This window comes from Glutamicibacter uratoxydans (assembly GCF_050753455.1).
Classification (GTDB): domain Bacteria; phylum Actinomycetota; class Actinomycetes; order Actinomycetales; family Micrococcaceae; genus Glutamicibacter; species Glutamicibacter uratoxydans_A.
The window spans coordinates 1,365,593-1,377,343 of the sequence record NZ_CP192736.1 but is presented as its reverse complement, the minus strand read 5'-3'; the positions used below and the strand labels follow the sequence as shown (position 1 = coordinate 1,377,343).

General features: G+C 56.8%; 9 protein-coding genes and 1 pseudogene. 1 reads left to right on the top strand and 9 read right to left on the bottom strand.

Annotated elements, in window-relative coordinates:
* Window positions 1-79: 79 nt before the first annotated feature.
* The 8 genes and pseudogenes from ACQQZ8_RS06300 to ilvD all read right to left on the bottom strand — a co-directional run bounded on the left by ACQQZ8_RS06300 (window position 80) and on the right by ilvD (window position 9,761).
* Window positions 80-304, bottom strand: coding sequence for a transposase (locus ACQQZ8_RS06300; protein WP_431711824.1), 225 nt, complete (start codon window positions 302-304; stop codon window positions 80-82).
* A gap of 60 nt (window positions 305-364) precedes the next feature.
* Window positions 365-1,006 (bottom strand): annotated as a pseudogene (locus tag ACQQZ8_RS06295) (CshA/CshB family fibrillar adhesin-related protein).
* Between the two features lie 168 nt (window positions 1,007-1,174).
* Window positions 1,175-1,954 carry an IS21-like element helper ATPase IstB gene (gene istB / locus ACQQZ8_RS06290; protein ID WP_431710131.1) on the bottom strand — a complete coding sequence of 260 codons (780 nt, stop codon included), beginning with the start codon at window positions 1,952-1,954 and terminating at the stop codon, window positions 1,175-1,177.
* A 2-nt stretch (window positions 1,955-1,956) separates the two neighbouring features.
* On the bottom strand, window positions 1,957-3,486 hold the full coding sequence (istA, locus tag ACQQZ8_RS06285; RefSeq protein ID WP_431710132.1) for an IS21 family transposase: 1,530 nt from the start codon (window positions 3,484-3,486) through the stop codon (window positions 1,957-1,959).
* Window positions 3,487-4,262: 776 nt separating this feature from the next.
* Window positions 4,263-5,294: a ketol-acid reductoisomerase gene (ilvC, locus tag ACQQZ8_RS06280; protein WP_431711823.1), complete on the bottom strand. Its 1,032-nt coding sequence runs from the start codon at window positions 5,292-5,294 to the stop codon at window positions 4,263-4,265.
* 61 nt (window positions 5,295-5,355) lie between these two features.
* On the bottom strand, window positions 5,356-5,874 hold the full coding sequence (gene ilvN, locus ACQQZ8_RS06275) for an acetolactate synthase small subunit (RefSeq protein ID WP_431711822.1): 519 nt from the start codon (window positions 5,872-5,874) through the stop codon (window positions 5,356-5,358).
* 4 nt (window positions 5,875-5,878) lie between these two features.
* A complete protein-coding gene (locus ACQQZ8_RS06270; protein WP_431711821.1) occupies window positions 5,879-7,759 on the bottom strand; it encodes an acetolactate synthase large subunit in 1,881 nt (626 codons plus the stop codon).
* 289 nt (window positions 7,760-8,048) lie between these two features.
* Window positions 8,049-9,761, bottom strand: coding sequence for a dihydroxy-acid dehydratase (ilvD, locus tag ACQQZ8_RS06265; RefSeq protein ID WP_431711820.1), 1,713 nt, complete (start codon window positions 9,759-9,761; stop codon window positions 8,049-8,051).
* A gap of 327 nt (window positions 9,762-10,088) precedes the next feature.
* On the opposite strand from ilvD, the gene ACQQZ8_RS06260 reads away from it, so the two are divergent.
* On the top strand, window positions 10,089-10,550 hold the full coding sequence (locus tag ACQQZ8_RS06260; protein WP_431711819.1) for a hypothetical protein: 462 nt from the start codon (window positions 10,089-10,091) through the stop codon (window positions 10,548-10,550).
* A 934-nt stretch (window positions 10,551-11,484) separates the two neighbouring features.
* On the opposite strand, the gene ACQQZ8_RS06255 is transcribed toward ACQQZ8_RS06260, so the two are convergent.
* Window positions 11,485-11,649: a hypothetical protein gene (locus ACQQZ8_RS06255; protein WP_431711818.1), complete on the bottom strand. Its 165-nt coding sequence runs from the start codon at window positions 11,647-11,649 to the stop codon at window positions 11,485-11,487.
* Window positions 11,650-11,751 lie beyond the last annotated feature (102 nt).

Sequence of the window (11,751 nt, the reverse complement as noted above, 5' to 3'; positions counted from 1 at the left end):
CTGAAATCAAAGCGTTGAAAGCAAGGTTAGAAACCTTGAAGAAGCAAACGACGTGTTGAAATAATCAGTGAATTTTGCGTTAGACAGCTGGATTCTCGGCGGGATTGGCCACCGAGTTCATCGACCAGCAATGCTTAGGTGTTTCCGAATTCCAGTAGATCCGCAAATCATTGAGCACGCGGGCTGTTTCAGCTCCGACGCCGTACTCTGCGGCGACGTCTTTGATGGGGCGTGAGGTGTCGATGATGTTCTTGACGACCTCGTCTTTGAGGGACTGCGGGTATCGACGGCGTGGTGCTGTCATTGGTGTGTTCTTCCTTCGGTAGTTGACCCAGATTTTACTCGGGGCTACTGTCCGAAAAACCTAGGCCGACCAGACGACCGAATTCATCGGGTGACTGCACGAGCGAAATCGCTCAATGAGCCGCCAGCTCGCATTCTGATGCGGGGTGGCTTGAATATATTCGCTTTGTCTCGCGTTACTAGCCTCAGCATCGGCAATGACGAGTCCTGCCATCGGTGCCTGTCGCCCATCGAGCGTGGTCTGGCAGGAGACAGAGAGATTAACTAGCTGCCCATTATTAGTATTTGTCAGACCAGCAATCAGCTGGTTGGCATTGTTTTGTCCACCAATGTTATAGACATTGTCAAATGCATCGTTGGTCCATGTGCCTGGCCGATAGGCTGATCACGGATCAACTCCCCCTCCGCTGATTCCACTAAGCGAGCAGGTGGTCAGCAGCGTTTGTCCCCCAATAGTTCGCTGCGTGGTTGCGACTCGTCCATTGCGAACGACCTGATTATGCGTACCCCACTCAAGCCAGTCAATTAGCCCTCGATACTCACCACTTCCCCCCGTGGCGTATGTGGCTTGGGCTTTGGGTGGAGCGACAAACTCAACGGCCTGCAAACCCAGGAGGACAAGAATCGCGGCGAGCAAAGCGCACAGCACTCTTTTCGCGGGACTAGGCCTTGCAGCGGACACGTTAGCGAAGTGGTAATTCATAAATCCGAGTTCTATGTCAAGGGACATTGGTTTCTGCCCACGGGCGGCCACGAAAAATGCCCACCATTGGCCAACAAAACTGCCCGCTGACGGCCACCACCACTGCCCACTGTGAAAGTAATTTCCAGCCTGGCGGTGACCAACAGCAGTCCACCCCGGGAACTCGTCCTAGTGCAACGCGCTCACCCCCGCCCCGGCCAGCGCCTGAGTCAGTCGGACCGAGTCACCACTGGTCTGGCAAATATGGGCATGGTGTAGCAACCTGTCCACTGTCGCGGTAGCAAGAGTCTTTGGCATCAACTCGTCAAACCCCGCGGGGTGCAAGTTCGAGGAAATCGCTACCGAGCTCTTCTCATACGCGGCATCAACCACCCGGTAAAGCGCTTCAGCAGCGTCTTCAGGCACCGGTAACAACCCAATATCATCAATAATGACCAGGTCAGAACGCAGAATCTTGTCCACGGCTTTGCTCACTGACGCGTCGACCCGGTGTGAGCGCACGATCCCGGCAAGGCGTTCAAGGGTAAACCACGCAACTTTCAGCCCTTCATCCACCGCGTGCTGCCCCAACGCTTCGAGGAAGAACGTTTTACCAGTGCCAGAAGGGCCTGCCAGCACAAGGTTTTCCGCACGCTGAACCCATTCCAAAGTTCGTAAGGCCTGCTGCGTCGCAACCGGGATGGTTGAAAGCGTTGGATCCCATGTATCGAACGTTTTCCCAGTGGGAAACCCTGCGGCTTTGCGCCTGCTAGCGATCACCGACCGGGAACGGCCGGTTGTTTCCTCCTGAAGTAAGGCCCGCAGCACCTCGGCCGGTTCCCACCGCTGGGACTTTGCCGTGGCGAGTAGTTCGGGGGCCGCGAGGCGGGCGTGTGGCATCCTTAGGGCACGGAACTGGGCTTCGAGGTCTTCTGGAAGCGGTGGTGCGGAATTGATGCTGATCACCATTTCTACTGTTCTCCTGTCGGTTCAGTGGCCCCGAAATCGGCCCATGATCTGGTTCCTTGCGTCAAGGAACTCTGCTCACTACCCTGATGCTTCACGGGCTGATTGCCAACGACTTCACAGGCCAAGATGGAGCGTAAGTCTTCATAACCGAACCGATGATGCGTCGCAGCTAACCCGAGGGCCCGGTCCACCGCAGCAGTGCCATGTAACTTGGCAAGGCTGACCGCTTCAGCCATTTTCACCAAGATCCGGTCCGTGCCTACCGCGGCCGCTTCACACAGCCAGGTGGTGGCTCCGGCACCGATGGCGCAGAAATCTCGTTCTGCCTGGGTACGGGGCTTAGGCTCTTTCACTCCCGGAATCTTCTGCTCTTGATTCCCGGAGAAATGCTCGGATTTCACCGCCACCATCCCCGGGCCCAGCTTCAAGTGCGAGGCCACCTGTTCTGGCCCGTCAACACCTTGATGAACAATGACCACGGTGGCTTGTAAACCGACTCCCACGGTGCGCACCCACACCGTTTCACCGAGCAACCGTCCGGGCACTGAGTAGCGTGCGTTCTCATAACTGATCATGGAAGTGTTCATCGGCACCTTACGGCTTTCGCCCAGCGCGAGGGTGAACGGCTCATCCGGGATCCGGTGCAGCGCACCCTGCTCTGTAGCGGTGAGCAGGTCCATCGGTGCTTGCCCAGTGGACCGGTGTTTCTTCTGATTCACCTGCGCCATGAACTGGTCGCAAGCCTCCTCAAGCTCTTCAAAAGAGTTGTAAGCGGGGCGCAAGTTCGTCTCTGTGGGTACGAGATCCGCCTTCGCGATTTTCACCGCGTTCTCCACTCCGCCCTTCGTTGCTGGATCTCGTGGTTCACAGGTCAATACGCTCACCGAGTAGTAGCGGGCGAACGTCACCGCCGACCTGTTACGCACCGGGATACCGGCTACATGCATCACCGTCACGGTTTTCTCGTTATCGGTCAACACATACGTCGGCGCACCACCCAACAGCCGGAAGGTGCGGTCCAAAGCGGCGAACACGGTAGGCCCCTGCCGGTCAGGCAACGCGAGCACAACCCGGAAGCGAGACCAAGCCAACCAGGCGACGAACAGCACGGTTTTCACGCCGTTCACCACTGGCCCATCACCGAAATCGTACTGAAGCCACAACCCTGGCTCGGTCACCCACGGCAGATGATTGCGCTGATTGCCTAGCCGATAGGAACGCTTCAGCTCGGCCACCGATCGGCGGGTGGAACGTTCAGAACCGGTGTAGCCCATGCTGATGAGTTTTTCGTGGACTTTATCGGCACGGATCAGGCCCGAAGACTCACCAATGAGCTGCTCAATTATTACCCGGTACTCATCGGTGATTTTTGTGCGGGGTTTCATCCCAGGAATCGGAGCGCCTGAATTACGGGCTTTGACGTGCTTAGCAACGGTGTGGTGTGAGCAGCCGGCAAGTTCGGCGGCTGCGCGAAACGAACCGGTTCGGTCGTACGCTGCAAGAATTTCCATGATTTCTCCGTCAGACTTCATAGAGGGGCTCCTTTCAGAACCATGGGTTGATGAGTTGTTGGTACTTTTCATCAAACCCGATGGAAAGGAGCCCCGCTCTCTTCCCTCGCCGAGGTGGCATCAGGGTGAGAACAAGGTTGGTTATGAAATCAGTGGGCAAAGAGTGCTGGCCATGAGCGGGTAATTCTGCTGTCCGTCAGCGGGCAGTTTTGTTGTCCGTGTGTGGGCATTTATTTGGCCACCTATGGGCAGTTTTTCATGTCCGCTTACATTCTACGTAACGGTGGGGCAGAGCAAACACCGAAGGCATAAATCAATTTCAGGAATTATTGAAAGGATTCAAATGCTCTACAAAGGGTACTCGCCGATTACACTAACGCAGTTACACGCGGAGCAAAAACAGCTCCCACCCCGAGGCTCTCAGAAATTTCTTGACTTATCGGCATAACAGTGGGTGGATATCTGATTTATTGGGAATAACGGACCGTACTGGAGGGCGTATTCCCTAAGATTTCTAGCCCGGAAGTAGAAAGTGTGATCACAATGACCACATCTCACCCTCTAAACGACAAAATTGACCAACTGGCTAAAAATTATTTTCTGAGTGGCTATTGGGATCTTAAGTCGGTCCGTGAGCTTTCCAAAGTGGGCTGATCCTCAGACGCAGAGCGGTTCTGCAAGGATGAGCGGACGCAAGATACTGAGGTAAAACTCTCCCGCAGGGTTTAAAAAAACCAAGGCTGCGGTGCCCCAACGTTGGGGTACCGCAGCCTTGGTTTCAGTGTGCTCAGCCGCGCTTAGCGGGCGACCGAACCGTCCACGTAGTCATCCGAGGAAGAATCAGAGATCCAGGAGAACAGCGAACGCAGTTCGCGGCCGGTGGTCTCGATTGGGTGCTGCTCACCCTTGGCGCGCAGCTCCTTGAATTCCTTGCCACCGTTGTTCTGGTCATCCATGAAGCGCTTGGCGAAAGCACCGGACTGAATGTCAGCCAGAACTTCCTTCATGTTTTCCTTGACCTCTGGAGTGATCACGCGTGGGCCGGAAACGTAGTCACCGTACTCAGCGGTGTCGGAGATCGACCAGCGCTGCTTGGCGATGCCACCTTCCCACATCAAGTCCACAATCAGCTTCAGCTCGTGCAGCACCTCGAAGTAGGCGATCTCCGGCTTGTAGCCAGCTTCGGTCAGAACTTCGAAGCCGTACTGAACCAGCTGTGAAGTACCGCCACAGAGTACAGCCTGCTCACCGAACAGGTCGGTTTCGGTCTCTTCGGTGAAGGTGGTTTCGATAACACCGGCACGGGTGCCACCGATGCCCTTGGCGTAGGACAGTGCCAGTTCCTTGGCGCCACCGGTGTGGTTCTGCTCGATAGCGATCAAGTCAGGGATACCACGGCCGGCCTCGAATTCGCGGCGCACGGTGTGGCCTGGAGCCTTGGGAGCAACCAGAGCCACGTCAACGTTGGCTGGAGGCTGGATGAAACCGAAGCGGATGTTGAAGCCGTGGCCGAAGAACAGGGCGTTGCCCTCTTCCAGATTCTCGGCGATCGACTCGGCGTAGACCTTGGCCTGAACCTGGTCCGGGGTCAGGATCATGATGACATCGGCCCACTTGGCAGCCTCGGAAACCGAAGCAACCTTCAGGCCCTCGGCCTCGGCCTTGGCGCGGGACTTAGAGCCCTCGGCCAGACCAACGGTAACATCTACACCCGAGTCGCGCAGGCTCAGTGCGTGGGCATGACCCTGCGAGCCGTAGCCGATAATGGCAACCTTCTTGCCCTGGATGATCGACAGATCCGCATCGTCGTCATAGTACAAATCAGCCACTGTATTTCTCCTTATGGTTTTCTTCGTTTCAGAAGTGTTTAAAGCTTAAGTTTTGATGTCCTTAGGCGGACAGGGTTTTCAGTGCCCGGTCGCTCATCGACTTGGCACCGCGGCCCACAGCCAGGGTTCCGGCCTGCACGATCTCGCGGATCCCGAAGGGTTCGAGCACTGCCAGCAGGGCTTCGATCTTCGAGGAGTTGCCGGTGGCTTCCACCACCAGCGATTCCGGACCCACGTCAATGATTGATGCGCGGAAGAGCTCCGCGGCCTGCGTGACCTGCAACCGGGTTGCGGCATCGGCGCGAACCTTGACCATAATGTGGTCGCGTTGTACCGAGGCTTCGGGGAGTAGTTCCACGATCTTGATGACATTGATCAGCTTGTTGAGCTGCTTGGTCACCTGCTCCAGCGAGTCCCCCTCAGCGTCAACCACCACGGTGATGCGGCTGATGCCGTCCAGCTCGGTGGGGCCTACGGCCAATGAGTGGATGTTGAAGGCGCGGCGGGCAAAAAGGCCAGCCACTCGGGTTAGTACACCGGGAACGTCTTCGACGAGCACCGATAGGGTGTGCTTTGCCATGTTCCTAGTCCTCCTCTTCCCATTCGGGGGTCATGCCCCGGGCGATCTGGATCTGGTCGTTACTCACTCCGGCGGGGACCATTGGCCACACCATTGAGTCGGCCGAGACCACGAAGTCGATCACTACCGGGCGGTCATTGATTTCCAGCGCCTTAGCGATGGTGGCATCAATGTCCTCTTCACGTTCGCAGCGCAGACCCACGCAACCGTAAGCGTCAGCCAGCTTCACGAAGTCCGGGATCCGCGCGGTTCCGTGACCGGTGTTCAGATCGGTGTTGGAATAGCGTGAATCATAGAACAGCGTCTGCCACTGACGAACCATGCCCAAGGAGGAGTTATTGATCACCGCCACCTTGATCGGGATCTGGTTAATGACACAGGTGGCCAACTCTTGGTTGGTCATCTGGAAACAACCATCTCCGTCGATTGCCCAGACCACACGGTCCGGCTGGGCGACCTTGGCACCCATGGCTGCTGGCACCGAGTAGCCCATGGTTCCCAGGCCAGCCGAGTTCAGCCACGAGCGCGGACGCTCGTACTTCACAAACTGTGCGGCCCACATCTGGTGCTGTCCCACACCGGCCACATAGACGCCTTCCGGACCGGTCATCGCACCGATCCGTTCGATCACCTTCTGCGGGGCGGTCAACCCATCATGGGTCGGGGTGTAACCAATCGGGTAAGTGTCACGCAAGCGCGAGATCAGATCCCACCAAGGCTTCAGATCCTGCGGAGCTTCGCTTTCGAAGCGGGTTTCACAGGCCGCGTGCAGCTGCGGGATGATCTCATCCAGCGAGCCAACGATCGGCACATCCGCGGTGCGGTTCTTGGAAATTTCCGCCGGGTCAATATCGGCGTGAATCACCTTGGCATTGGGTGCGAAACTTGAGAGCACCCCGGTGACTCGGTCATCGAATCGGGCACCGAGAGTGATCAGCAGATCGGCCTGCTGCAATGCGGTGACCGCGGACACCGAGCCGTGCATGCCTGGCATCCCCACGTGCTGGGGGTGTGAATCCGGGAATGCGCCACGGGCGGTCAGCGTGGTGACCACCGGGGCGCCAATGTACTCGGCAAACTTCTTCAACTCTTCATGGGCATTGGCCTTGATGACCCCGCCGCCCACGTAGAACACTGGACGGGTGGCCCCGGAGATCAACTTCGCAGCTTCGCGCAGCTGCTTGTTATGTCCCTTGGTCACGACCCGGTAGCCGGGCAAATCGATCTTTGGCGGCCAGGAGAAAACAGTGTCAGCGGTCTGGGCATCCTTGGAAATATCCACCAGTACCGGGCCGGGACGGCCGGTCTGGGCCAGGTAGAAGGCGCTAGCCATTACCCGGGGAATATCCTCGGCCTTGGTAACCAGGAAGGCGTGCTTGGTGATTGGCATCGTAATGCCAACAATGTCCGCTTCCTGGAATGCGTCGGTGCCAATGAAGTTGCTGTTGACCTGACCGGTAATTGCCACCATCGGTACCGAGTCCATATTGGCATCGGCTAGCGCGGTGACGAGGTTGGTTGCGCCCGGACCCGAGGTGGCGATGCAGACGCCCACTTCCCCGGTCACCATCGCGTAACCCTGTGCGGCATGGCCTGCACCCTGTTCATGGCGTACCAAGATGTGATTGATCTTGGATGAATCCATCAGTGGGTCATAGGTGGGAAGGATGGCCCCACCTGGTAACCCGAAGACGTCCTTGACGCCTAGTTCTTCCAACGAGCGGACGATGGCTTGTGAGCCCGTCATCTGTGTGGGAGCGACGATATTATTCGGACCCTGAACTGGGTTCGAAGCTTCCACGACGGAAGAGACAGCGGTGGCATCCTTGCTGCGGTTCAATGATTTAGCAACCGTAGCCGGATTGGCAGGTTTTCCGTTGCTCATCGGGATCCTTCCTTCTCTATCTCTTCGTTTGCGCATAAAAAACGCCCCGCGGCCGTCACTACTGACGAAAGGGGGCTCTGCGCGTCACCGAATGTTCTGTCTAGTATCAGACAGTGATTCAGGCTCCGCGCCTGATAACTAGTAGAACATTGGTTCTTGTTTGCATGTACCCAGTCTTGTCGAAGTACGGAAAAAGTTCAACAAGACCCTTATCTTATCTCAATATATGAGACTACTGTTCGATGGGTGGACATACCGGAGCCGTCCACCCATCGCCCACAGCTCGGTTTTAGCCGCAGTAGGCACCGGTTGATGCCGAGTTGACCAGCTTGGCGTACTTGGCCAGTACACCGGAGTTGAACTTCGCCGGCAGCGGTTCCCAACCCACCTTGCGGGCTGCAAGCTCTGCGGGATCCACCAGTAGATCGAAGCTGCGTGCTTGAATATCCACGCGGATCTTATCCCCGTCCTGCACGAAGGCGATCGGACCGCCATCGGCGGCTTCGGGTGCCACGTGGCCGATGCACAATCCGGTAGTGCCCCCGGAGAAGCGTCCGTCGGTCAGCAGCAGCACGTCCTTGCCCAATCCTGCGCCCTTGATGGCGCCGGTGATGGCCAGCATTTCGCGCATTCCCGGGCCGCCCTTAGGGCCCTCGTAGCGGATCACCACCACATCCCCGGCCTGCAGCTCGCCCTTGTCCAGAGCTTCCAGGGCACCCTGCTCGCGCTCGAAGACGCGTGCGGTACCTTCAAAAACATCGGCGTCGAAGCCCGCGGACTTCACGACCGCACCTTCCGGAGCTAGGGTTCCGTGCAAGATGGTCACGCCACCGGTCTTGTGAATCGGATCGTTCATGGCGCGCAGGATCTTGCCATCCGGGTCCGGTGGGGCAATATGTGCCAAGTTTTCGGCTACGGTCTTGCCGGTGACGGTAAGGCAGTCCCCGTGAAGCAGGCCAGCATCGAGCAGCGCCTTCATCACCACGGGCACCCCACCGATGCGATCCAGATCGGTCATCACATAGCGTCCGAATGGTTTCAGGTCCGCCAAGTGTGGCACCTTATCACCGATTCGGTTGAAGTCGGCCAGGCTCAGTTCAACGTCTGCCTCGCGGGCAATAGCTAGCAAGTGCAGCACAGCATTGGTCGAGCCGCCGAAGGCCATGGTCACGGCGATGGCGTTTTCGAAGGCTTTCTTGGTCATGATGTCGCGGGCACGGATACCCTTGCGCAACATTTCTACTACCGCTTCACCCGAACGCTTAGCGAAGACATCGCGGCGGCGGTCGGCCGAAGGTGGAGCGGCGGAACCCGGAAGGCTCATCCCCAGGGCTTCACCGATCGAGGCCATGGTGTTTGCGGTATACATGCCACCGCAGGCGCCTTCACCGGGGCAGATCGCCCGTTCGATCCGGCCAAGGTCCTCTTCGCTCATCTTGCCGGCGGCACAAGCACCTACCGCCTCGAAGGCGTCAATCAGGGTGACATCCTTCTCGGTGCCATCTTCGAGCTTGACCCAGCCAGGCATGGTGGATCCGGCGTAGAGGAATACCGAGGAGAGGTTGAGCCGGGCGGCTGCCATGAGCATGCCCGGTAGCGACTTATCGCAGCCAGCCAGCAGGACCGAGCCATCGAGGCGCTCGGCCATCATGACGGTTTCCACCGAGTCGGCAATGACTTCTCGAGATACCAAGGAGAAGTGCATCCCTTCATGCCCCATGGAAATGCCGTCGGAAACAGAGATGGTTCCGAACTGCATCGGAAAACCTCCCCCGGCATGAACACCTTCCTTGGCGCCCTGCGCCAAGCGGTTCAACGAGAGGTTACAAGGGGTGATTTCATTCCACGAGCTGGCGATACCGATCTGCGGCTTGACGAAGTCTTCATCCCCCATGCCAACCGCACGGAGCATTCCGCGTGAAGGCGCTGCATGGATACCGTCGGTCACTGCCCGGGAACGGGGCTTGATATCTGGCGTAGTGTCCTGGCTCATGTTTTTCATTCTAGAAGTCAATATGACCAATCGGGGAACCCATGACGCGGCAACGACACAAATCTTTTTCGGAAACTATTGATCAATCTGCCCAGCACAAGCGGATTACAGCGCCGAAAGGGATGTAGCCGTCGCTGCGAGCGTGGCGAGCAATCATCTACTCGGCCAGCTAATAAGCAACCGAATAGCTCGCAGGTGACCTATTCACGGCGTGCAGTGACTAGTAATTCGAGGCATTAGCACTGCACTGACCACGTACCGCCACCACTTTGCGGATTGTTTCGCCTAGAGCTTGCCTTCCCCCGAATGCGGATCAACATTAGTACAGTGGGAATCATGGACAGTAGCCCCACCGAGAATCCCAGCGAGAGTGTCAAGCGTCTCCTACATGAGACTTTTGATCAGCAGATCCCAAACTTCGCCAGCTACAACCTTGTGGCAGCCGGGGGTTTGGCAGGTAGCGGCGGGCTAAAGATTATTGGCTATCGGCGTCAACCAGCCGAATTAGTGATTGCACCCATCCGACCAACGGACTTATCGGCTTCGGAAGCAGCCATCACCATCAATAACACCAACGTCAATCAGCTGGCGGTCATCAATGACGGTGGCTACGAAATTGCCACCTCGACTGGACGTGTCTTCCGTTTTAATATCGCCGAACGGCCCAGCATTGATCTGCATATCGATGATGCCGTAGTACATAGCGTGGAGTTGGATCAGGTTTCAGATGCCGAGGATTTCGCAGATTTCATGAACCACTTCATGAACACCATTGAAGGTACCGAAAACTTCGTTTAGCACGTTGCGCACAGAGCGCTGAGATACGAGCTTCTAGGTACCTCATTACGGCTCAGGTCCGATTCCGCTGGATACTGCGGCCCGGCAGCATTTGCCGCGCTGGGTGCCCGATCGTCAATGACGACCGGGCACCCAGCAAGACACACCCCAGTGAAGTTTGGCTTTCACTAGCGACACACAACTGCCATCCACCGACGACAGATCCCCCAAAGATGGTGCTAGGGCGCAGAGCTGGCGAACCAGCTCTATCTCTAGAGGATCATGTTTTGACCCACTGAGACAGCCACGAAACCTCGATACAGTGACATGCCCTCAAAAACTCTACGCCTCCTGCACGCGCACAACCGGCTAAGGCTTAGCGTATTTTATTGACAGGCAGAGCATCAGTTGCGTATGCCGCTTACGTCTACTTGGGTGGATCAATATCACCTTAAGATCTACCCAGTGATGCTCACCTTTGAGTTTGAGTTATCCAACGACGTTCCCAAGAATCCCTCATCTTTCAAACTATTACGTCTTTAGAGAGACTATTACGTTTCATAAGAGAATTCGCCCGCAGTTTAGAGAAAAAGTCGCCGCAGCAGCGGATTGCAGGCTGTCGCTGGAGCGAAGTGATCTTTCGACGCTATAACCATCAGGATCGTCTTCTACGATGCATAACGGGGACAGTCGGAAGCGTAGGTCCACATCTTCCCGGGCACAGCTTGGAAGCTTTCTGTCACGAAAGGCGCAGGAATGCCTTGAGCCGTAGGCTAATTCACCTGTTGCCCGTGAACGCAGCGTCGAATCTCGCCGCATTAATCCGGCAGATCTGAACCGGCTATCCGGGAATCAATGGATCGTGTGTGGTTTGTAGATATAGAAATGCCGTATTCAGTCACGGACTGAATACGGCATTTATCTCATCGCGAGTCGTCGCGATGAATTCACCAGCTTAGTAAGGCCACAGACCGCCGGCAGGAACGCTAATCACCGAACTGTATGGCCACAGCCCACCGGCGTTAACCTCGGAATCTGCATTGTTATCGACCACTGCGCCGGCAAGAACCGCCGCGGCGATTCCCGTCAGTGCGGCAATCTTGAGGAAGCTCTTCTTCATATGTAGTCCTTCTTGACATGATCGAATTGACTGGTCATTGGCAGGTGAAGCACGCTCATCCTGGCCGAGATAACTTTACGGCTTCAGGGTTCCTTGAGGCAA